Below are 19,420 nucleotides of genomic sequence, written 5' to 3'. Positions count from 1 at the left end.
ACATAGGGGTGGAACATGCGAAAGGAGCGCCGGGTACCTCGGCGCTCTTCGCTCGGGGATCAGCCGAAGACGTACTTGGCGGCGTTGCTGAGGCCATAGTCGATCAGAGTGATCAGGCCGATCATCACGACCACGAAGATGATCACAGCGGTCGTGTACGACGTCAGCTGGTTTCGGGTCGGCCAGACGACCTTGCGGAGCTCCGCGACGATCTGGCGGTAGAAGAGCGCGAGGCGCTTCAGCGGACCCTTCTTGGCCCGCTTGCCGCCCTTGCGGGTCTTCTTCTTGGAGTCCGGAGCCTCGTCCTCGGCATCAGGCATGTCGATGGAGCCCACGGCGTCCGTCACTCGTCCTCACCTGATTCCGGGTCGTGGCCGTGCCGCGCCCGGTCCGAGCCCGCACGGCGGTGCATTGCTGTACGTACATGCGCACACATCCTGGCGATGGTGTGTGTAGCAGGGCCGGAGGGACTTGAACCCCCAACCGCTGGTTTTGGAGACCAGTGCTCTACCAATTGAGCTACGACCCTTTGTGTGTCCCCCAACGTACCGCATCCAACCGGATGCTTGGTGTGCACCGGACGGGCGCGGGCCGCTGAAGGCCAACGAGGTGAGAGTGTACGTGTTCCTGGGCCGGGCGTCGAACAGAAAGTGCCCGCGCGGGAACCGTCCCGGCCGCGGACGGCGCGGAACCACCCCCGGCGACGTGGGCCCGCACCGGGGAACCGGACTGGTGTTCAGCGATCTCCCCGGCGATGTTCAGTCGGTGAAACCCCTGTGCCCGTGAGGTTTCCGGTCTGGAACGATGGGCCCATGAGCGCTGCAACCCCTCCCACCGAGCGCCGGGTCTCCGCCCGAGTCGGTGCGATCTCCGAGTCCGCCACCCTCGCCGTGGACGCCAAGGCCAAGGCCCTCAAGGCCGCCGGGCGACCGGTGATCGGCTTCGGTGCCGGTGAGCCCGACTTCCCGACGCCCGACTACATCGTCGAGGCCGCGATCGAGGCCTGCAAGAACCCGAAGTACCACCGCTACACACCGGCCGGCGGTCTGCCGGAACTGAAGTCCGCGATCGCCGCCAAGACGCTGCGCGACTCCGGTTACGAGGTGGACCCGTCCCAGATCCTCGTCACCAACGGCGGCAAGCAGGCCATCTACGAGGCCTTCGCCGCGATCCTCGACCCGGGCGACGAGGTCATCGTCCCCGCGCCGTACTGGACCACCTACCCGGAGTCGATCCGGCTGGCCGGCGGTGTCCCGGTCGAGGTCGTCGCCGACGAGACCACCGGCTACCGCGTGAGCGTGGAGCAGCTGGAGGCGGCCCGCACGGAGAAGACGAAGGTCGTCCTGTTCGTCTCCCCGTCGAACCCGACCGGCGCGGTCTACGGCGAGGCCGAGACCGAGGCGATCGGCCAGTGGGCCGTGGAACACGGTCTGTGGGTGCTGACGGACGAGATCTACGAGCACCTGGTCTACGGCGACGCCGTCTCCGTGTCCCTGCCCGCGCTGCTGCCCGAGCTGCGCGACAAGTGCATCGTGGTCAACGGTGTCGCGAAGACGTACGCGATGACGGGCTGGCGGGTCGGCTGGGTCATCGGCCCGAAGGACGTGGTGAAGGCCGCGACCAACCTCCAGTCGCACGCCACGTCGAACGTCTCCAACGTCGCCCAGGCCGCCGCTCTCGCCGCCGTCTCCGGCGACCTGGACGCGGTCGCGACGATGCGCGAGGCCTTCGACCGGCGGCGCAAGACCATCGTGCGGATGCTCAACGAGATCGACGGTGTCCTGTGCCCGGAGCCCGAGGGCGCGTTCTACGCCTACCCCTCGGTGAAGGCGCTGATCGGCAAGGAGATCCGGGGCAAGCGCCCGCAGGACTCGGTCGAGCTGGCCGCGCTCATCCTGGAGGAGGCCGAGGTCGCGGTGGTGCCCGGTGAGGCGTTCGGCACCCCGGGCTACCTGCGGCTGTCGTACGCGCTCGGTGACGAGGACCTCGTCGAGGGCGTGAGCCGGATCCAGAAGCTGCTTGCGGAGGCGCGGGACTGACCTCCGCCTTCCACCACAGGGGCGCCCGGATTCACCCCGGGCGCCCCTGTTTGTTTGTGCGGGCAAGACCACGAACGGTGAAAGCGCTACCGGGACGGGCGGGACGTGCGGCAGGATCTGGGAATGGAGCGTGTACGTGATGTCTCTGAACTGCCGAAGGCCCATCTCCACCTGCACTTCACCGGGTCCATGCGGCCCGCCACCCTGCTGGAGCTGGCCGACAAGTACGGGGTCCGCCTGCCCGAGGCGCTGACCGACGCGCTGACCGGCGGGGAGCCGCCGAGACTGCGGGCCACGGACGAGCGCGGCTGGTTCCGCTTCCAGCGGCTGTACGACGCCGCCCGTTCGTGCCTGCGCGAGCCGGAGGACATCCAGCGGCTGGTGCGGGAGGCGGCGGAGGAGGAGGTGCGCGACGGTTCCGGCTGGCTGGAGATCCAGGTCGACCCGACGTCGTACGCGCCCCGGCTGGGCGGGCTGATCCCGACGCTGGAGATCATCCTGGACGCGGTGGACGCGGCGATGCGGGACACCGGGATCGGGATGCGGGTGCTGGTGGCCGCCAACCGGATGAAGCACCCCCTGGACGCGCGCACGCTGGCCCGGCTCGCGGTGCGGTATGCGGACCGGGGCGTGGTCGGGTTCGGGCTGTCCAACGACGAGCGGCGCGGGATGGCCCGCGACTTCGACCGCGCGTTCGCGATCGCCCGGGACGGCGGGCTGCTGTCCGCCCCGCACGGCGGCGAGCTGGCGGGCCCCGCGTCGGTGCGGGACTGCCTGGACGACCTGGAGGCGCACCGGATCGGGCACGGTGTGCGGGCGGCGGACGACCCGCGGCTGATGCAGCGGCTCGCGGACCGCCAGGTGACCTGTGAGGTGTGCCCGGCGTCCAACGTGGCGCTGGGTGTCTACGAGAAGCACGAGGACGTACCGCTGCGGACGCTGTTCGAGGCGGGTGTGCCGCTGGCGCTGGGGGCGGACGATCCGCTGCTCTTCGGTTCCCGGCTGGCGGCGCAGTACGAGATCGCCCGCGTCCACCACGGCTTCACGGACGCGGAGCTCGCGGAGGTGGCCCGTCAGTCGGTGCGAGGCTCGGCGGCCCCGGAGGACGTGAAGGCGAAGCTGCTGTCAGGCGTGGACGACTGGCTCAGCTCCCCGGCCTCTTGAAGTGGGCGTAGGGCGGATACGGCTTGAGGCAGACCAGCAGGCCCGGCATCGCGGGCCGGTGTGCCGGGCGACGACGGGGATGCTCCGCTACAGGGTCACGCCCACCGTCACGGGCTCGTTGACCAGGGTGACGCCGAACGCGTCCCGTACGCCGGCGACGACTTCGCGGGCGAGCGCCAGCAGGTCCTCGGTGGTCGCCTCGCCCCGGTTGGTGAGGGCGAGGGTGTGCTTGGTGGAGATGCGGGCGGGGCCGTCGCCGTAGCCCTTGGTGAAGCCGGCCTTGTCGATCAGCCAGGCCGCGGAGGTCTTGGTGTACCCCTCGCCCGCGGGGTACGCGGGGGCCTCGACGCCGTCGCCGAGCCGCTCCCGGACGCGCGTACGGAACGCGGCGAACGCCTCGTCGTCGAGGATCGGGTTGGTGAAGAAGGAACCGGCCGACCAGGTGTCGTGGTCGTCGGGGTCCAGCACCATGCCCTTGCCGGCGCGGAGCCCCAGCACCGTCTCGCGGGCCGCGGTCAGCGGTACCCGCTCGCCCGGTGCCACACCGAGGACGCGGGCCGTCTCGGCGTACCTGACGGGACCGGACAGACCGCCGGCGTCCTCCAGGGCGAAACGCACGCGCAGGACGACGTACCGCTCGGGGTCGGACTTGAAGCGGCTGTGGCGGTAGGAGAAGGCGCACTCCGCGTTGCTCAGGGTGACGGTCTCGCGGGCCCGGCGGTCGTAGGCGACGACCTCGGTGATGGTGGAGGAGACCTCCTGCCCGTACGCGCCGACGTTCTGGATCGGGGTGGCGCCCGCCGAGCCGGGGATGCCGGCCAGGCATTCGACGCCGGCCAGCCCCGCCTCCACGGTGCGGGCGACGGCGTCGGTCCACACCTCGCCGGCGGCCAGCTCCAGTCGGGTGCCGTCCAGGGTGACACCCCGGGTCGCGACGACGAGGGCGGTGCCGTCGAAGCCCTTGTCGCCGATGACCAGGTTGGAGCCGCCGCCGATGACCAGCAGCGGCGTGCCGCTGTCGTCGGCCTCGCGGACGACGGCGATCACCTCGTCGTCGGTCGTCGCGGTGATCAGCCGGGTCGCGGGGCCGCCCAGCCGGAAGGTGGTCAGCGGGGCGAGGGGGGCGTCGTGGAGTTCCTGCACGGGCCCAAGACTACGAGACGGCACCGACGGCCCCGCTCCCCCGGCCGGTCCGGCTCAGCCCAGCCGGACGACCGCCCGCGACATGCCGAGGACCTTCTGCCCGGCGCTGGTCGCGGTGAGGTCCACGCGGACGGTGTGGTCGTCGAGCTTGGCGGCGACCTTGCCGCTGACCTCGATGACGGCGCCCCGGTCGTCGTTGGGGACGACGACCGGACGGGTGAAGCGGACGCCGTACTCGACGACCGCGCCCGGGTCGCCCGCCCAGTCGGTCACCACGCGGATCGCCTCGGCCATGGTGAACATGCCGTGCGCGATGACGTCGGGCAGGCCGACCTCCTTGGCGAACTTCTCGTTCCAGTGAATGGGGTTGAAGTCGCCGGAGGCGCCCGCGTACTGGACGAGGGTGGCGCGGGTCACGGGGAACGTCTGTGCGGGCAGCTCGGTGCCGACCTCGACGTCGGCGTAGGAGATCTTCGCCGTCATGGTGTTCGTCACGCCTCCTCGGCCGCGCGGGCCACCAGCTTGGTCCAGGCGGTGACGACGTGTTCGCCGTCCTGGTCGTGCACCTCGCCGCGGATGTCCAGTATGTCGTTGCCGGCCATCGATTTGATCGTCTCGATGGTCGAGGTGACGGTGAGCCGGTCACCGGCGCGCACCGGCCGGTTGTAGGCGAACTTCTGGTCGCCGTGCACCACCCGGGTGTAGTCGAGGCCGAGCCGGGGGTCGGCGACGACCTGGCCCGCGGCCTTGAAGGTGATCGCGAACACGAAGGTGGGCGGGGCGATCACGTCGGGATGGCCGAGTTCCTTGGCGGCCTCCACGTCCGTGTACGCCGGGTTGGCGTCCCCCACCGCTTCGGCGAACTCGCGGATCTTCTCCCGGCCCACCTCGTATGGCTCGGTGGGCGGGTAGGTCCGCCCCACGAAGGACTGGTCGAGCGCCATGCGCGCGGCACCTCCTGTGTCGACTGTGTCTGCCTGCGGTCGGCCGGTCCCGACCGTATCCGGTCAGCGGGGGAACGACACGAGGGCGCCCCCTGAGTGGGGAAACGACACGAGGCCGCCCCCCTGACTGGGGGGACGGCCTCGTGTACGAGCCTGTTTTATCGCGTTTCGCGGTGCGCGGTGTGCGCATTGCAACGCGGGCAGTGCTTCTTCATCTCAAGACGGTCCGGGTTGTTACGCCGGTTCTTCTTGGTGATGTAGTTCCGCTCCTTGCACTCCACGCAGGCCAGCGTGATCTTCGGGCGGACGTCGGTGGCAGCCACGTGAGTGCTCCTTGACGAACGGATTGACTGTATGTACGCAGAAAAGAGTAGCCGATCGAAGGACCGACCCCGCAATCGGCTACTGTCTGTAGCGGTGACCGGACTTGAACCGGTGACACAGCGATTATGAGCCGCTTGCTCTACCGACTGAGCTACACCGCTTTGATGCGATCGGGCCCCGCCTCGCGGCGGGAACCTCACACACCAGAGCCCCAAAACGGAATCGAACCGTTGACCTTCTCCTTACCATGGAGACGCTCTGCCGACTGAGCTATTGGGGCGAGCGAGGAAGACATTACACGGTCCTCAGCCGTTCGCCCAAATCCGTTTCGGGTGCCCTGTCCCCTCATGGGGGACCACGCCGGTACGACTATTGCGCTCCTCCCGGCGGGGGGCGTGGGGCCGCCCTAGGCTCGTCTCACTCTGTGTGATCTTGCCCCCGTGTGCTGCGCGTCCACGTGCCGCAGCCGGAGCCCCAGGAGTGTGATGCCCGACAGCCGGCCGCAGCCACCGTCCGACTCGTGGCCGTCGCCCCCGGGGCCGCCTCCGGCCGACCCGGCTCCGCTGCTGCTGTGCGGAGCGCGGCTCACCGACGGAAGGACCGTGGACGTGCGGCTGGACGGCGGACGCATCGAGGCGGTGGGCACGGCGGGCAGCCTCGCGGCGGACGGCACGCGCGCGGCCGGCACCCGGGTCGACCTCACCGGCTACCTGCTGCTGCCGGCCCCCGTCGAACCCCACTCCCACGCGGCCACCGCCCTGTCCGCCGACGCCGACGGGCCCGTCTCGTACGAACCGGGGAGCGTCCGGCGGCGTGCGACGGAGGCGGTGCTGCTGCAACTCGGGCACGGTGCGACGGCGTTGCGGGCCCATGTGCGGGTGGGCGACCTGGCCGGTCTGGGCGCGCTGACCGCCGTCCTGGAGGCGGGGCGTTCGCTGCGCGGGCTGGCCGAGCTGACGACCGTGGCGATGCCGCGGGTACTGACCGGGGTGGCCGGGGCGGAAGGGCTCGCGGTGCTGCGCGACGCGCTGAAGATGGGGGCGAGCGTGGTGGGCGGCTGCCCGGACCTCGACCCCGATCCCACGGGCTACGTGGAGGCGGCCCTGGAGATCGCCTCGGAGCACGGCTGCCCCGTCGACCTGCACACGGACGCCGCCGATCCCGCCCGGCTGGCCCGGTTCGCGGCCATGGCGGGCGGGCTGCGGCCGGGCGTCGCCCTCGGCCCGTGCGGCGGTCTCGCGGCGCTGCCGGCCGAACTGGCCGCCCGTACCGCGGACCGGCTCGCGGCGGCCGGGGTGACGGTCGTGTGCCTGCCCCAGGGCGGCTGCGGCGCCGTGGACGCCCACGCCGCGGCCCCGGTACGGCTGTTGCGCTCGGCGGGGGTGCGGGTGGCCGCGGGCAGCGGCGCCCTGCGGGACGTGTCCAACCCGGTGGGCCGCGGCGACCCGCTGGAGGCGGCCTACCTGCTGGCCTCGTGCCAGGGACTCTCGGCGGAGGACGCGTACGCCACGGTGAGCGCGTCCGCACGGGCGGCTCTCGGACTGCCCGAGGTGCGCGTGGAGGCCGGTTTCCCGGCGGAACTGCTGGCGGTCCGCGGCGAGGCGCTCCCGGGCGCCCTGTCGCTGGCGTACAGCCGGATCGTGGTCCATGGGGGCCGGGTGGTGGCGCGGACGAGCGCGGTGCGGGAGTACTGCGACTCGGCGGGCACGGCGGCTCCGGGACTGCCCCGGCAGGGGCGCGGGCCCGCGTAGGCAACGGGCTCGCGCAGGGCACGGGCTCGCGTAGGGCACGGGCTCGCGTAGGGCACGGGCTCGCGTGGGGCACGGGCTCGCGCAGGGCATGGAGCCCGCCGCCGTGTGTCCGTCCCGCCCGGCGTGCCACGGGTGTCGCGGCGCGTCGCGGGAGTCGCGCGGCGGATGCGGCCGTCCGGGCGTACGGTCGGAGGCATGCGCATTGTCATCGCTGGTGGTCATGGTCAGATCGCGCTGCGGCTGGAGCGGCTGCTCGCCGCGCGCGGGGACGAGGCGGCGGGCATCATCCGCAAACCCGAACAGGCGGACGAGCTCCGGCAACTGGGCGCCGAACCGGTCGTCCTGGACCTGGAGTCGGCGTCGGTGGAGGAGGTCGCGCAGCGGCTCGAAGGCGCGGACGCCGCCGTGTTCGCGGCGGGCGCGGGACCGGGCAGCGGGGTCGAACGCAAGGAGACGGTGGACAAGGCGGCTGCGGTCCTCTTCGCCGACGCGGCCGTCCGCGCGGGCGTACGGCGCTTCGTCATCGTGTCGTCCATGGGCGCGGACCCGGCACACCAGGGCGACGAGGTCTTCGACGTGTACCTGCGCGCCAAGGGCGAGGCGGACGCCTACGTGCGCGGTCTGGACGCCCTGGACTGGACGGTCCTGCGGCCCGGCCGGCTGACCGACGACGCGGGCACCGGCCTGGTCCGCCTGGAGGCCCACACGGGGCGCGGGCCCGTCCCCCGGGACGACGTGGCCGCCGTCCTCGCGGAACTGGTGGACACGCCCGCGACGGCCGGCCTGACCCTGGAACTCATCAGCGGCAACGCGCCGGTGTCGGTGGCGGTCAAGTCGGTGGCGGGCAACTGAGCGGCGCCGGACGCTAGAAGAGGGACATCTGCCCCGGGAACTCCGGCACCACGTGCCCGTCCAGCGACGGCTGTTCCGCCCCGAGCGGGGCCTGCCGCCGCGATCCGGGGCAGGACGTCAGCTCCCCGCTCCCCCGGGCGCCGGGCGGGTCGTGCCGCGCGTACCGCCCGGCGACGACGGCGATCTCACGGCGGCACTCGGGACAGGCACGACGACGCGACGACATGCGGCCAGTGTGCCCCCGCGCCCGCGCCCGCGGAACGGACCGGCACCTCAGTGGTGCGGAATCGGAATGACGAGGGGCCCGCGACCTGCTGTGCAGGTCACGGGCCCCTCGTTCCCAAGTGTGGCGGCGCCAGGATTCGAACCTGGGAAGGCTGAGCCGGCAGATTTACAGATCACCCAGCGGGGCACCGGTGGCCTGGGGAAACACTCTCCATATTGGCCCGTGCCCCACAGCCGTCCCACAGCAGTCCAAGGGATCAGTTGCTCGTCCTCCATGGGCATCGTGCTGTTAGCACACTGTGAGGTGCTGGTGTCACTGGCAACCCGTATCGTCTGAACCTACCGGCACCAAGGGTCATACGGACAGGACAGGAGGCGCCTGAGATGCGAGCGACTAAGCCGCTGGCCAGCGCGGACACCGAGTCCGGCGCCTCCTCGTCACGGACCCGCAGCAGTCATGCCCCCAGCCGCCTCAGCGCGGGCGGACCGTTCTTCCGCCGTAACCGAAACGCTAGGTGCAGCTACACGGTGTCGCTATGCTCCTCGCGGGGGAGGCTTAGACCGCACAGGGGAGGGTCGATGGTGCCACGGCAGAGGGGCCAGAAGCACGGGGTGGGGTACTTCGATGTGGCGCTCTGGGGTGCACGCGTCGAAGATTCATCGGGCGGCGTTAGTCACCTGCGCCTGAATACGTTCGCGCGAAAAAACACTCCCGAGCGACCGTTCGCCGTAGCCAACGACTTCATTGCCAGCTCGCTGGGAATTGCCACAGGTCTGCCAGTACCTCCCGGGACACTCGTTGGCGTTTACGGCGGTGGATATAACTATGCCTCGTTGGCGTTCGGTGATCGCGGAGACAAGCCACCCCCTATCATCCCTCCCCAGTTCTGCGAGGAACGAGCCTGGGAAGCCTGCGGGATTATAGCCTTTGACCATTGGATCCATAATACAGACAGGCACGACGGGAACATCGGCCATCTCCCCGACGTGGCTGTAGCGGTATTCGATCACGATCTCGCTCTTCTCAATGAGGCCAAGAACAGCGATGAAGCTCTTTCGCTGCTCGCGGCGTCTCAAGACGTGCCCGTCAAGTTCCACTGCTTGCCGCCTCACCTGAAAGACGTTTCCCACTTCGGAGAGTGGTTCGACAGGATCGCATCCGTCACACGTCGCGAGATACGTCGAGCCGCCACTGCCGCTCACACAGCAGAGTTGGTAAGCGCCGAACTCAGGGATGCGCTGGTGGCGTTCCTAGAACATCGACAGACACGCATCGGCTCTTTCATCGAGCAGACGCGCGACCAGTACCAGAACGTCGATAGCTGGACCCTCGACATAGAGGAGGTGGACAGTGGCAGCTAACTGGTATCTCATCAAGTACGTCCCAGACCCGTTCCGTGACGAGCCTAAGAACATCGGCGTCGTTGTGGAGAATGACGGGAGGGGCGTGGTGCGCTTCATGGGTCAACACAAGGGAGTGTTCGACGGGCGACGCGTTCGCGGAATCGTCAGGAGCCCACGCACCATGAAGGCTTGGATCGATTATGTCGAATACCACCTGACATCCGGCACCTTCAGAGAGCAGGTGCAGCGCCTGTCCTCACGCCCTGGCCAGAACTACAGGATCGATTTTCGAGGGACAGTCGACTCCTCCGGGAGCGACGCCGAAATCAGTGGCCTCGCAGACAACTTGTTCAGCGAGCTAGTCGGCGACCCCGGCCCCGCAGCGATTCAGTCAATTGACGACTTGGCAAACGACCTGCTGTTTCACAGGTTGCGCTTCCCTGCCAATCATCACGTCGAAAAAGATGTGAGCTACCGCGTCAATTTGCGCGGCGAGCCACACGAACTGGGCTTTGATTATCGCTACGAAGGCGACCGCACAACACTGCTGGACAAGATCTCTCTCTCGACTCCAGAAAAAACTCTGCGCCGCACCGTCCATGACCTCATGTTCAGAATCGAGCACGTTCGCGACTACGAGGAACTGAGAGAGCCCTCGTTCGTAACCCTGTACGACTTGGGTCGATCGCGCATGTCCGATCAAATAGAGGGACACTTGCGCGTGATTGAGCGATTCTCTCACACGGTGGACGTGCGCGACGAGGGAGCAGCAGAGGATGTGGCAGACAAACTGGGCGTCCCTCTGCTTCAGAGCGCCTAGCGGGCCTAATTCATGCGCCCGCCCTGTATGCCCCGGCCATTTCGGACGGGGCATACAGTTTTTTCGTGTATAGCCGCGCTACGCAGCCCGTTTGCGGTCCGCTACTCTGGTACGCACCACCTATGAACGGAGAGTGCTGCGCGGATGGGCCCGAAGACGACCAAGGTCTACGAGACGCTTCGTGCACGGCTCGCGGCCGGCGACTACGCTCCCGGCGACAGATTCCCTTCGGAACGCACGCTTGCGGAAGAACTCGGCATCGGCCGGACGGCACTGCGCCAGGTACTTGCCCGTCTTCTCTCAGAGGGGCTATTGGAGGTTCGGGGACGGAGTTCGTACCGGGTGCCTGGCACGGTGAGCGTTGAGCATCCCGAAGGGGTAGAACCTTGGCGCATCCACGGTGAGCGCGACCTGTACGACAACCGATGGGTGAAGCTTCAGCTTTGGGACGTGCAACCGCCCGGCATGAAGTCGTTCGAGCATCACGTGGTGAAGCTTCACCACGTGGCCGTGACCGCCGTTCTGGACAGCCAGGATCGCGTACTCATGATGTGGCGCTACCGCTTTGTACCTCAACAGTTTGGTTGGGAGCTCCCGGGCGGCATCGTCGACGCTGGCGAGGATCCGGCGGATGCGGCGCTGCGGGAAGTGGTCGAAGAGACCGGGTGGCGCCCGAAGACCCTGGAACACGTTGTGACCTATCAGCCCATGGTCGGCATGGTCGACTCACCCCACAACATCTTCATCGGCCACGGGGCGGAAAGGGTCGGTGAACCGACCGACCTGGAAGAAGCCGGACACATCGAGTGGGTTCCCCTCGCGGACATTCCGGGGCTCATGGCCCGCGGTGAGCTAATGGGGTCCGGCACTCTGGTTGCCTTGCTGCACATCCTGGCCAACCGGCGTGCGCAGGGAATCACAGCCGCGCGCTAAGCATGTCGACACGACGGCGCTGCCGCACCGAACCGGTGCGGCCCGCCAGTAGCCGGGCCTGCCTCAGATGAGTGTGGGCGTCGTCGTACTCGGCTCGTGTCAGGTGCGCGTGCGCCAAGTCCGTGTGCAGTCCAGCGCGCGCCCGGACGAACGACGGGTCCATGTCTTCGAGCGCTCCGTAGAGACTGGTGACCGCGTCACCATCACCAAGCATGGCGAGCACGTTCCCTTTCCATCGGGCAAGGTGGGTGCCGTTTAGGAAGATGCTCAGCATGTCCGGGTCCCTGTCTTCCGGTCCTGCCGGGATGGTGGCCAGGGCCGCATCGAGCGCCCGTCGGGAGTCGTCCGGCATGCCGGCGTATGCGCACATCTCCGCTTCGGCCGCGTGAAGCCACGCCCGCAATCGGGCGGAACCCGACTGGCCAACGGTACGCCGCGCATCCCGTACGAGGTCGACCCCGAGGGCAGGTCGACCGGCCTCACAGAGCACGTACGCCTGTTCCGCCATGGCGTGGGCGAGGTACATCGGAGCCTCAGCGTCACGCGCCGCTCGCTTCGCGAGCTCATAGTGCCGCCATGCCCGCTCAACCGCTCCTGAGTCGATGGCCTGCCACGCCGCGAGGGTCGACGCACCTGCAAGGGCTAGGGCAACAGGTCGACGTGCGGACGGCAGCACGGCAAAGTTGAGCGCGTCTTCCAGTGCGGCAAGGTGCCCTGTCATCTGGTCGACCAGACCGGCCGCGCCCCTCTGCCTGTCCATGGTGCGGAGCAACTCTGTCTGGTCGTTGAACGCCTGCACCATGGACTCACCGACACTGCCGGCCGCGTCGATCCGGCTGAGCAGTTCGTCGTAGCCGTCGACCGAAGCGGCCACCGGCGCCGGTACAACGCCCCTCAGCTCCGCGTCAGTGACGCCGAGGAGCTTCCGCAGAATCCCCGCGTACCGGTCCGAGAGCGTGCGCTTCCCGTTCTCCCACTCCGACACGTACACGCGCAGGCTCGCGGTGGAGGCAACATCCGTGACGTTCCTCCGGGCGTACTGCTCGATCTCGCGAACCAGTCGCTCCTGAGACCACCCGCGCGCCGTCCGTGCGCTTCGAAGTCCTGCGCTCACAGATCACCGTCCGACGGTTGAGGCCTTCACTGGCGCTCTCAGCATGCCGCACGTTGCCGCAGGTCAACAGGGGTTAACAGGACGGATGTTAAGCGCTGTTGGCTACCGACAGCCCTGCTCTGAGCGGTCTTCTGGAGAGGCACCGCGGGGGTGAACGCCACCCGAAATGGCGAACCACCTTGACTCTGGTGCGCACCAGATGCAATCTACTGGTGCGCACCAGTTAGCGGACCTCGTGTCCGGCCTGTGGTGTGCATCAACGGGCGCTGCGCTTCGAAGCAGCGCCAAGGGGCCCGGGACAGAGCGGGCCGAGGGCGGACCCGACCCTTGTCATTCGGGACGGCTTAGACCGAAAGGTCACGTCTCCATACGCCTGAAACGGGAGCCCGTGTTCCCGAAGGAGACAGCACACACGTTCAGCCTTTCCGCAGCTCATCGGCTGCGGCCGGTTGCCTCCGCTGCACGTCTCGTACGTGCGGCGCTGAGGGGAGCCGGTTCCCCGCCCACCTCGGGCGGGCCGGTCGTCCACCCCCTTCCCAGTGACCCGAGAGGGGCAGGCATGCGCCGGATCACCAACCCCAAGCACATCAACGTCGACCAGGTCGGCACGGTCGTCGACTACGAGGGCGAGAAGCACCTGATCACCGACGTGGGCGGCGGCTGCTTCAAGGTCGTCCGCCTGCGCGACGGCTACGGCCGCAACGTCGAGATCAAGAAGATCAACCGCCGCTGACCACAGCGGCCACACCTCAAACGGCGAGCGGCTCCCGGGTGGCACCCCGGGAGCCGCGACGGGCCGTCCCACCTGTGAGAGGAACCACGACCCAATGAACCCCATCGTCACTGTTCAGGACGCCGTTACCGCGTTCGCCGACTTCATGGAGCCGACGGACGCGGAACTGGACGCGATCGAGCGGGAGATGCCCGTCATCCTGGCGGACGTCGAGCTGCTGGACGCGCACATCGTCACCCTGGACCGCACCCCGTCCGAGCTGGACAACCGGCGCATCCGCCGGGCCCGCCGCCGCGCGCTGGCCGCCCGCGTCGCCCTGCTCAACCGCAGCGCCGGCGCGAGCCTGCCCGGAGGTGCGGCATGAGGACGCTGACCGCGCAGATGTCGAGCGACGGCGGCGCCTGGCGCCTGTACGTCGTGCTGTACGGCGAGACCGAGTGGCCCACCTTCCGGTGGGAGCGTACGGGGCCGGTGCCCACGGGGGCGGAGCGCCGGGCGGCGCTGGCCTCCCTCGGGTACGAGGTGGCGCCGGGCGCGGTGTGGTCCTGGACGGAGGACAGCCGGGACCACGGCGACGACTTCACCCCGGTCCTGCTGATCGCGGCCGTCACGGTGCGCGGCCGGGACGGGGGTGCGGCATGAACGCGAAGACCGTTCTGCCGGCCGTCGCGATGACGGCCGTGTCCATGGTGCTCACCCTCGCCGTCGTCGTCATGTGGCTCGGGACGGCGGTGCCGTGGCCGGTCGCCCTGGTCGTCGGGCTCGGCATCGACGGGGGATGGCTGGCCACCCTCGCCTACGAACGCCGCCTCGCCGCACAGGGCGACCACAACCGGGCCGTCACCGCCGTCGGCTGGTCCTTCGGCGTCCTCGCCGCCGCCGTCCTCATCGCCCACGCGCTCACGGCCGAGGAGTCCGCCGGGGCGTGGCTGGCCGTGGCGTGGCTGCCGATCGCTGCCAAGGCCCTGTGGCTGGTGCACTCGATGTGGGAGCGCACCGCCCTCACCCCGGTCGCGCTGGACGCGATCCGCGGTATCCAGCAGGAAGCGCGCGATGAGGCCGCCGTGGCCCGTGCCCGGCTGCGGGCGGAGGCCGCTACCGAGGAGACGCGGCTGACGGCCGTGACGGAGGCCGGGGCCCGCGTCGCACGCGTCCAAGCACGAACCGCACAGACACTGTCTTCGGCGTGGTCGACGCTGGAGACGGCCCGCGCGGGCGAGGAGACCGGCAGGGCGCTGACCAGCGTGACGACCCGCGTCACGCCCGGTGTCACGCCCCGGTGGGAGCTGCCGGTGTGGGGCCCGTCCGAGCCGCTCGCCGCGCGGTCGCTGGAGAGTGCGCCGGCGCTGACGGATGAGGCGCTGGACGTCATCGTCGACGAGATCCGCACCAGCGAGACGCCCGCCCTGTCGTACCGGGAGATGGCGGCCCGGTTCCGTGCGGCCGGTCATTCCGCGTCCGAGGTGCGCTTGCGGGCGGCGTGGAAGCGCGTGGCCGCGTGATGGGGGCGCTGCCGGTGTTCCGGTGGCGCCTCGCCCCGGACGGCTACGCCACCCGCCGCCAACTCCGCGCGTTGGGCCTGCGGCCCGGCGGTCAGGACGTGGCCGCACAGCTCGAACGGCCCCGCCGCCGGCGGGGCCCGCTGGTGGCCTACCTGTACCGCGTCGACCTCGCGGTGCCGGTGCGTCCGATGACCCCGGCACGGCGTGCGGCGCTCGCCGCGGCCAACCGGGCGCGCCGCGTCTGCCCTGTCTGCCGGCGCGATGCCGGATACGTCATCCCCACCTCGCTGGGCACCTGCGTGCCCTGCGCCGATACCGACCCGCACGGGTCGGAAGGGAGCACCCGATGAGCAACGCCGACCTGCGCCGCCTGGACCGCGAGATCCGGGCCACCAGCAAGAAGCTGGAAGCCGTGCGGCGCGGTGAGCTGTGGCCGCTGAACGGCCGCGAACGCCGCGCCATGCTCCGCGCCGCCGCCAGCGGCGCCTACCGCACCGCGAAGGGCCGCAGCACCGGCCGTGCCGAGACGCAGATCGAGTCCACCTCGTCGGCCGCTGAGATGCGGCTCACGGCGGAGCTGAACGCGCTGCACGGCGAGCGGCAGCGGCTCATCACCGAGGCCGCCCGCGCCAAGGCCGCCAAGAAGTCGTCCGGCTGGTGGTGACCAGCCCTCACCTGTACCGGGGTGGCCGCCTCCCGGCAAGGACCCGGCCACCCCGGCTCTCCCTCACAATCGCCCCACAGGGGCAGTCAGGAGCTGTTCCAGCATGTCTGAGAACGTCGTTCACCTCCACAAGCACACCAACCCGCCCGCCGAACCCGCGCCCGTCGACACGGCCCCGACGGTGCTCACCGTCGTGCCCGACGCGCCGCCCGCGCGGCCGGTGCCGCTGTGGGTCCGCTCCGGCCGCGCCGTGAAGACCGCCGTCACGCACGAGCGCACCCGATCGGCCGGACGCGCCGTCGTCCGGCACAGCCTCTACACGTTCAACGGCGGCAGGATCGCCGCCCGTCGGGCGTGGGACGGCCGCACCGGCTCCCGGTACGAGCGGATGATCCGGGCGGCGGAGGCCGCGGGGAACCTGGAAGCGGCGGAGGAGTGGGAGGAGCGGTTGCAGCGCTTCCGCGCCGCCCGCCACCACCGCCGCATGGACCTGCTCCACTCGCCCGTGGACGCCGCCAAGGGCGTGGCCGTCGGCGCCGGCATGAGTGTCGGTGTGCTGGTCGCCCTCGGCGTGGTGATGGCCGTCAGCACCGGCCAGGTGGCCGACGTGGTCACGCCGCTGTCGGCGACCATCGACTTCATCGCCTTACTGATCCGCATCGTGCAGATCGTCTGGGGCCCGGCTATCACCATCGGCCCCTTCCTCGCGCTGCTCGCCCTGTGGTCGGTCGGGCGCAAGCAGCACGCCGCGCCCCAGTGGGCGCTGCCCGCGAACGTCCGCTCGGGCGAGGGTGAGCCGATCACCCCGTCCATCGTGGTCAAAGCCCTGCGCGACCTCGGCGTGCCCGCCCTCGCGCGGGCCATCAAGGAGATGGGTGACGCCGGCGCGTCCATGCTCGGACCCATCACCATCGCCGGATGCGGCGTGGAAGTCGACGTCACCCTCCCCTCCGGGGTGTCCACCAACGAGGTCCAGAGCAAGCGGCGCAAGCTCGCGGAGAACCTGACCCGGCACGAGCACGAGGTCTTCATCACAATCCCGCAGGCCGCCCGCACCGTCCGCCTGTGGATCGCCGACTCGGGCGCGTTGGACGAGCCGATCGGCCCGTCGCCGCTGGTCACCGACGAGACGATGACCGCCGACTACAAGAAGGGCAAGGCCCCGTGGGGCCAGGACCTGCGCGGCGACGCCGCCGCCCTCTCCCTCTACCAGCGCCACCTGCTCATCACAGGGTTGTCCAACCAGGGCAAGACCGTGGCCCTGCGCTCCCTCGCCCTGTGGCTCGCGCTGGACAAGTCGGTGCAGTTCCTCATGGGCGACCTCAAGGGCGTGGGCGACTGGGCCATGTTCGACGGCCTCGCCACCACGCTCATTCAGGGGCCGACGGATGAGCACGTGATCCAGGTGACCGAGATGGTCGAGGGCGCGGTGGACGAGATGAACCGCCGCATCCAGGCCCCTCCCGGCACCACCTTCCCACCGCTCATCGTCCTGGTCGACGAGGCGCAGGTCGCGTTCATGTGCCCCGCCAAGGACGAGGACAAGCGGCCCTACGGCGGCTCCAAGGCCAACTCCCGGTACTTCATGGCCGTCCGCAAGATCCACAACCAGGGCCGTGCGGTGAACGTGCTGATGTGGCAGGGCACCCAGGACCCCACCAACGAGAACCTGCCCAAGCTCGTGCGCGAGGGCGCCCACACCCGCGCCTCCCTCGCCCTCGGTACCGAGTCCCAGGCGCGCATGGCGCTGGGGGACAAGGCCGTCGACGGCGGAGCCGCCCCCAACCTGCTCCGTCCCGGCCTGGACCGCGGAACGCTGGTCGTCGCCTCCGACGGCATCACGATCCCGGCGGGGCAGTCGTCCATCACGGTGCGCACGCACTACATCGACGACGACGCGGCCACCGCGATCACCGACCGGGCCAAGGCACTGCGCGACGGCGTCACCACCCTCCACGCCATCGACCGCGGCGAGGAACACGACCCGCTCGCCGACATCGCCGCCGTCATCGGTGACGCGCCCCGCGTCCGCACCAAGGACGTCCTCGCCCGCCTCGCCACCCGCAACGCCGGCGCGTACGGGGAGTGGTCGTTCATCGACCTCAAGCGCGTCCTGGACGACGCCGGCGCCGAGCCGTACAAGTCCGACGGCGTCATGGTCGTCTCCCGCGACCGCGTCGCCCGTGCCCTCGCCAACCGCGACACCGAGGGTTCCGCTTCCGCTGAATGACGGCAGGGAGCCGACCGGCGGCGGGTCAGGGAGGAAGGGAGAACTCCCTGACCACCTCCCTGACCCGCCTCCCTGGCTCTGACCTGCGCAGATGATCGTTCAGGGAGTCAGGGAGGCCCGCCGGTCAGACCCCCTGGCACCCCCTCCACACGGCACCCCGAAGGGGGTGTCTCTGCCTCCCTGGCCATGCGCCGGAAGGGATTCCGCATGTACCCCGCCCACACCCCTCAGCGGTCCGTGGAAGTCCACCACCCGACCCCGATACAGGCCCCGGTCGCCCACTCCGCGCCGGTCGTTCCGATGCAGCCGGGCAGTGTGCCGGCAGTGGCGAGCGTCGTCCTTCCGGACGGCCGAGTCGTCACCGGCTACGCCATCGACGCCGTCCGCCCGGAGCCGGTCACCGCCAAGCCGGCCGTTTCCCGCGCGGCGGTGAACGTCGCCCTCGGAGGCGTCGGCTTCCTCGCGGTGTGCGGCGGACTGCTCCTGCTCACCTCGTTCATCGCCGCCCTGACCGCGTTCATCGGCCAGCTCATCATCCTCGCCGCCGTCATCTTCGGCGGCTGGATCGCCGTCCAGGTGCTCAGCGGGAGCGGCCACAAAGGCGGCACGACCGTGCACATCCGCAAGGCCGTGATCAAGCGCAACCACTTCCACGGCTAGCTACGCCAAGGGCGGCCCCTCCGTCTCGCCAAAGACCGGGCCGCCCTTGCCCAACCAATCCGCAACAGATCTGTTGGAGGTATCCAGCATGACCCAACCCGTCACCATCCGGCGAGCCTCCCGCCCACGGCCGCCACTGCCGGAACACCTGCGGACGGCACTGTCGCTGGCCGTGAACGGTGTGCCGGTGCTGCCGCTGCGGCGGGGCAAGGTGCCGTTCGGCAACTGCCACTCCTGCGAGGGCAACGCGTGCGGCGGCCGGCCGAACATGAAGACCCCCGGCCCCTGCCAGTGCCCCGGCATCTGCCACGCGTGGGCCGCAGCCACCACCGACCCGGACGTCATCGCCTCGCCCGCGTGGGCGGAGGCGTGGCGGCGGGCGGTGTGCGTCGGCTACCACCCCGGCGGCGCCGGCCTGACCGTCGTCGACCTCGACGACGCCGACGCCCTCACCTGGGCCCGCACTGCCCTACCTGCCACGCGGACCGTGTCGACAACGCGTGGTGAGCACTGGATCTACCGGGGCGCCATGCCCTCGCGGAACGCGGTCCGGCCCGGGGTCGACATCAAGTCGGTCATGGCCTACGCCCGCTACCTCGGGCCCGGCACCGGGCCGATGGCCGACCTGCCGGACGCCGTGCGGGCGCTGGCCGTCAAGGAGCCTTCCCCGGTCCGGCCGGCGGCGCATGCGGCCGTCGTGCCCGCCGGTTTCGGGGGCGGGGAGTGCCCACACCGCACGCCCGCCTACCTAGACCGTGGCATCGCCATGGCCGAGCAGCGCATCACCGAGGCGTATAGCGCGGTCCACGCGACCGTGTATCGCACGTTTTTGGCCGTGCTGTCCCGGCACGGTCGGTGCGGTTGCCTCACCGACCTCCACGTTGCCCGGCTGTTCACCGCCGCGCAGTCCAAGGGCGAGACGGCCCGGCACTGCGCGGACGCGTGGACCAACGCCCGCACCACGTTGGGACTGTGACC

Annotated in this window: 23 protein-coding genes and 4 tRNA genes; 16 read left to right on the top strand and 11 right to left on the bottom strand. The window is 70.0% G+C overall.

From position 1 onward, the window contains the following. Positions 1-59 precede the first annotated feature (59 nt). Both secE and IE172_RS18575 read right to left on the bottom strand, forming a co-directional pair. Positions 60-347: a preprotein translocase subunit SecE gene (secE, locus tag IE172_RS18580; RefSeq protein WP_189558448.1), complete on the bottom strand. Its 288-nt coding sequence runs from the start codon at positions 345-347 to the stop codon at positions 60-62. 109 nt (positions 348-456) lie between these two features. After that, positions 457-529, bottom strand: a tRNA-Trp gene (locus IE172_RS18575). Positions 530-812: 283 nt separating this feature from the next. Between IE172_RS18575 and IE172_RS18570 the strand changes: the two genes are divergently transcribed. Both IE172_RS18570 and IE172_RS18565 read left to right on the top strand, forming a co-directional pair. Continuing rightward, positions 813-2,039, top strand: a complete 1,227-nt coding sequence (locus IE172_RS18570) for a pyridoxal phosphate-dependent aminotransferase (RefSeq protein WP_190098360.1) — start codon at positions 813-815, stop codon at positions 2,037-2,039. A 123-nt stretch (positions 2,040-2,162) separates the two neighbouring features. Continuing rightward, positions 2,163-3,203 (top strand): adenosine deaminase, encoded by a 1,041-nt coding sequence (locus IE172_RS18565; protein WP_190098359.1) that lies wholly within the window; start codon positions 2,163-2,165, stop codon positions 3,201-3,203. Positions 3,204-3,290: 87 nt separating this feature from the next. Here IE172_RS18565 and IE172_RS18560 read toward each other — a convergent pair whose 3' ends face one another. The 6 genes from IE172_RS18560 to IE172_RS18535 all read right to left on the bottom strand — a co-directional run bounded on the left by IE172_RS18560 (position 3,291) and on the right by IE172_RS18535 (position 5,894). Next, entirely contained in the window at positions 3,291-4,346 is a 1,056-nt protein-coding gene (locus IE172_RS18560) for a UDP-N-acetylmuramate dehydrogenase (RefSeq protein WP_190098358.1), read from the bottom strand. Between the two features lie 54 nt (positions 4,347-4,400). Then, positions 4,401-4,829, bottom strand: a complete 429-nt coding sequence (locus tag IE172_RS18555; RefSeq protein ID WP_190098471.1) for a MaoC family dehydratase — start codon at positions 4,827-4,829, stop codon at positions 4,401-4,403. 8 nt (positions 4,830-4,837) lie between these two features. Beyond that, positions 4,838-5,290, bottom strand: coding sequence for a MaoC family dehydratase N-terminal domain-containing protein (locus tag IE172_RS18550; RefSeq protein WP_190098357.1), 453 nt, complete (start codon positions 5,288-5,290; stop codon positions 4,838-4,840). A 158-nt stretch (positions 5,291-5,448) separates the two neighbouring features. Next, complete coding sequence (gene rpmG, locus IE172_RS18545) at positions 5,449-5,613, bottom strand: 50S ribosomal protein L33 (protein WP_003948671.1); 165 nt, start codon at positions 5,611-5,613, stop codon at positions 5,449-5,451. 89 nt (positions 5,614-5,702) lie between these two features. Further along, positions 5,703-5,775 (bottom strand) — tRNA-Met (locus IE172_RS18540). Positions 5,776-5,821: 46 nt separating this feature from the next. Then, positions 5,822-5,894 (bottom strand) — tRNA-Thr (locus tag IE172_RS18535). A gap of 205 nt (positions 5,895-6,099) precedes the next feature. Here IE172_RS18535 and IE172_RS18530 point away from each other — a divergent pair. Then, entirely contained in the window at positions 6,100-7,365 is a 1,266-nt protein-coding gene (locus IE172_RS18530) for an amidohydrolase family protein (RefSeq protein ID WP_190098356.1), read from the top strand. A 195-nt stretch (positions 7,366-7,560) separates the two neighbouring features. Continuing rightward, complete coding sequence (locus IE172_RS18525; protein ID WP_190098355.1) at positions 7,561-8,217, top strand: NAD(P)H-binding protein; 657 nt, start codon at positions 7,561-7,563, stop codon at positions 8,215-8,217. A 13-nt stretch (positions 8,218-8,230) separates the two neighbouring features. On the opposite strand, the gene IE172_RS18520 is transcribed toward IE172_RS18525, so the two are convergent. After that, positions 8,231-8,443 carry a hypothetical protein gene (locus IE172_RS18520; protein ID WP_190098354.1) on the bottom strand — a complete coding sequence of 71 codons (213 nt, stop codon included), beginning with the start codon at positions 8,441-8,443 and terminating at the stop codon, positions 8,231-8,233. 121 nt (positions 8,444-8,564) lie between these two features. Further along, a tRNA-OTHER gene (locus IE172_RS18515) sits at positions 8,565-8,681 on the bottom strand. Positions 8,682-9,021: 340 nt separating this feature from the next. Here IE172_RS18515 and IE172_RS18510 point away from each other — a divergent pair. From IE172_RS18510 to IE172_RS18500, 3 genes are all read left to right on the top strand, one after another. Next, entirely contained in the window at positions 9,022-9,804 is a 783-nt protein-coding gene (locus tag IE172_RS18510) for a hypothetical protein (protein WP_190098353.1), read from the top strand. Further along, the gene (locus tag IE172_RS18505) at positions 9,794-10,606 is read left to right on the top strand and encodes a hypothetical protein (RefSeq protein ID WP_190098352.1); all 813 of its coding nucleotides are present in this window, start codon (positions 9,794-9,796) and stop codon (positions 10,604-10,606) included. The genes IE172_RS18510 and IE172_RS18505 overlap by 11 nt, the downstream gene beginning before the upstream one ends. A gap of 144 nt (positions 10,607-10,750) precedes the next feature. After that, on the top strand, positions 10,751-11,539 hold the full coding sequence (locus tag IE172_RS18500) for an NUDIX domain-containing protein (RefSeq protein WP_190098351.1): 789 nt from the start codon (positions 10,751-10,753) through the stop codon (positions 11,537-11,539). Here the strand turns inward: IE172_RS18500 and IE172_RS18495 are convergent. Beyond that, the gene (locus IE172_RS18495) at positions 11,523-12,653 is read right to left on the bottom strand and encodes a helix-turn-helix transcriptional regulator (RefSeq protein ID WP_498067188.1); all 1,131 of its coding nucleotides are present in this window, start codon (positions 12,651-12,653) and stop codon (positions 11,523-11,525) included. The genes IE172_RS18500 and IE172_RS18495 overlap by 17 nt on opposite strands. 559 nt (positions 12,654-13,212) lie before the next feature. Between IE172_RS18495 and IE172_RS18490 the strand changes: the two genes are divergently transcribed. The 9 genes from IE172_RS18490 to IE172_RS18450 all read left to right on the top strand — a co-directional run bounded on the left by IE172_RS18490 (position 13,213) and on the right by IE172_RS18450 (position 19,418). Further along, positions 13,213-13,386, top strand: coding sequence for a hypothetical protein (locus tag IE172_RS18490; RefSeq protein ID WP_190098350.1), 174 nt, complete (start codon positions 13,213-13,215; stop codon positions 13,384-13,386). A 94-nt stretch (positions 13,387-13,480) separates the two neighbouring features. Then, positions 13,481-13,750 carry a DUF6284 family protein gene (locus IE172_RS18485; protein WP_190098349.1) on the top strand — a complete coding sequence of 90 codons (270 nt, stop codon included), beginning with the start codon at positions 13,481-13,483 and terminating at the stop codon, positions 13,748-13,750. Continuing rightward, positions 13,747-14,028: a DUF6303 family protein gene (locus IE172_RS18480; RefSeq protein WP_190098348.1), complete on the top strand. Its 282-nt coding sequence runs from the start codon at positions 13,747-13,749 to the stop codon at positions 14,026-14,028. The genes IE172_RS18485 and IE172_RS18480 overlap by 4 nt, the downstream gene beginning before the upstream one ends. Then, positions 14,025-14,888, top strand: coding sequence for a protein spdB (locus IE172_RS18475; protein ID WP_190098347.1), 864 nt, complete (start codon positions 14,025-14,027; stop codon positions 14,886-14,888). Before IE172_RS18480 ends, IE172_RS18475 begins: the two co-directional genes overlap by 4 nt. Next, complete coding sequence (locus IE172_RS18470) at positions 14,888-15,238, top strand: RRQRL motif-containing zinc-binding protein (protein WP_190098469.1); 351 nt, start codon at positions 14,888-14,890, stop codon at positions 15,236-15,238. The genes IE172_RS18475 and IE172_RS18470 overlap by 1 nt, the downstream gene beginning before the upstream one ends. Next, on the top strand, positions 15,235-15,552 hold the full coding sequence (locus IE172_RS18465; protein ID WP_190098346.1) for a hypothetical protein: 318 nt from the start codon (positions 15,235-15,237) through the stop codon (positions 15,550-15,552). Before IE172_RS18470 ends, IE172_RS18465 begins: the two co-directional genes overlap by 4 nt. Before the next feature lie 103 nt (positions 15,553-15,655). After that, positions 15,656-17,782 (top strand): FtsK/SpoIIIE domain-containing protein, encoded by a 2,127-nt coding sequence (locus IE172_RS18460; protein WP_190098345.1) that lies wholly within the window; start codon positions 15,656-15,658, stop codon positions 17,780-17,782. 207 nt (positions 17,783-17,989) lie between these two features. Beyond that, positions 17,990-18,442: a hypothetical protein gene (locus tag IE172_RS18455; RefSeq protein ID WP_190098344.1), complete on the top strand. Its 453-nt coding sequence runs from the start codon at positions 17,990-17,992 to the stop codon at positions 18,440-18,442. Positions 18,443-18,530: 88 nt separating this feature from the next. Next, positions 18,531-19,418 (top strand): bifunctional DNA primase/polymerase, encoded by an 888-nt coding sequence (locus tag IE172_RS18450; RefSeq protein ID WP_190098343.1) that lies wholly within the window; start codon positions 18,531-18,533, stop codon positions 19,416-19,418. The last annotated feature ends 2 nt before the right edge of the window (positions 19,419-19,420 follow it).

The sequence above is a fragment of the Streptomyces griseoflavus genome (assembly GCF_014649995.1).
GTDB lineage: Bacteria > Actinomycetota > Actinomycetes > Streptomycetales > Streptomycetaceae > Streptomyces > Streptomyces griseoflavus.
The sequence above is the reverse complement of the archived record's forward strand: the minus strand, read 5'-3'. Positions and strand labels throughout refer to the sequence as shown.

Coding starts and splice junctions, on each gene's coding strand:
- IE172_RS18455 (WP_190098344.1), top strand. CDS start 17,990: ATGTACCCCGCCCACACCCCTCAGCGGTCCGTGGAAGTCCACCACCCG.
- IE172_RS18565 (WP_190098359.1), top strand. CDS start 2,163: ATGGAGCGTGTACGTGATGTCTCTGAACTGCCGAAGGCCCATCTCCAC.
- IE172_RS18450 (WP_190098343.1), top strand. CDS start 18,531: ATGACCCAACCCGTCACCATCCGGCGAGCCTCCCGCCCACGGCCGCCA.
- IE172_RS18520 (WP_190098354.1), bottom strand. CDS start 8,443: ATGTCGTCGCGTCGTCGTGCCTGTCCCGAGTGCCGCCGTGAGATCGCC.
- IE172_RS18465 (WP_190098346.1), top strand. CDS start 15,235: ATGAGCAACGCCGACCTGCGCCGCCTGGACCGCGAGATCCGGGCCACC.
- IE172_RS18510 (WP_190098353.1), top strand. CDS start 9,022: ATGGTGCCACGGCAGAGGGGCCAGAAGCACGGGGTGGGGTACTTCGAT.
- IE172_RS18525 (WP_190098355.1), top strand. CDS start 7,561: ATGCGCATTGTCATCGCTGGTGGTCATGGTCAGATCGCGCTGCGGCTG.
- IE172_RS18530 (WP_190098356.1), top strand. CDS start 6,100: ATGCCCGACAGCCGGCCGCAGCCACCGTCCGACTCGTGGCCGTCGCCC.
- IE172_RS18490 (WP_190098350.1), top strand. CDS start 13,213: ATGCGCCGGATCACCAACCCCAAGCACATCAACGTCGACCAGGTCGGC.
- IE172_RS18550 (WP_190098357.1), bottom strand. CDS start 5,290: ATGGCGCTCGACCAGTCCTTCGTGGGGCGGACCTACCCGCCCACCGAG.
- IE172_RS18485 (WP_190098349.1), top strand. CDS start 13,481: ATGAACCCCATCGTCACTGTTCAGGACGCCGTTACCGCGTTCGCCGAC.
- IE172_RS18500 (WP_190098351.1), top strand. CDS start 10,751: ATGGGCCCGAAGACGACCAAGGTCTACGAGACGCTTCGTGCACGGCTC.
- IE172_RS18555 (WP_190098471.1), bottom strand. CDS start 4,829: ATGACGGCGAAGATCTCCTACGCCGACGTCGAGGTCGGCACCGAGCTG.
- IE172_RS18570 (WP_190098360.1), top strand. CDS start 813: ATGAGCGCTGCAACCCCTCCCACCGAGCGCCGGGTCTCCGCCCGAGTC.
- IE172_RS18470 (WP_190098469.1), top strand. CDS start 14,888: ATGGGGGCGCTGCCGGTGTTCCGGTGGCGCCTCGCCCCGGACGGCTAC.
- IE172_RS18480 (WP_190098348.1), top strand. CDS start 13,747: ATGAGGACGCTGACCGCGCAGATGTCGAGCGACGGCGGCGCCTGGCGC.
- IE172_RS18475 (WP_190098347.1), top strand. CDS start 14,025: ATGAACGCGAAGACCGTTCTGCCGGCCGTCGCGATGACGGCCGTGTCC.
- IE172_RS18460 (WP_190098345.1), top strand. CDS start 15,656: ATGTCTGAGAACGTCGTTCACCTCCACAAGCACACCAACCCGCCCGCC.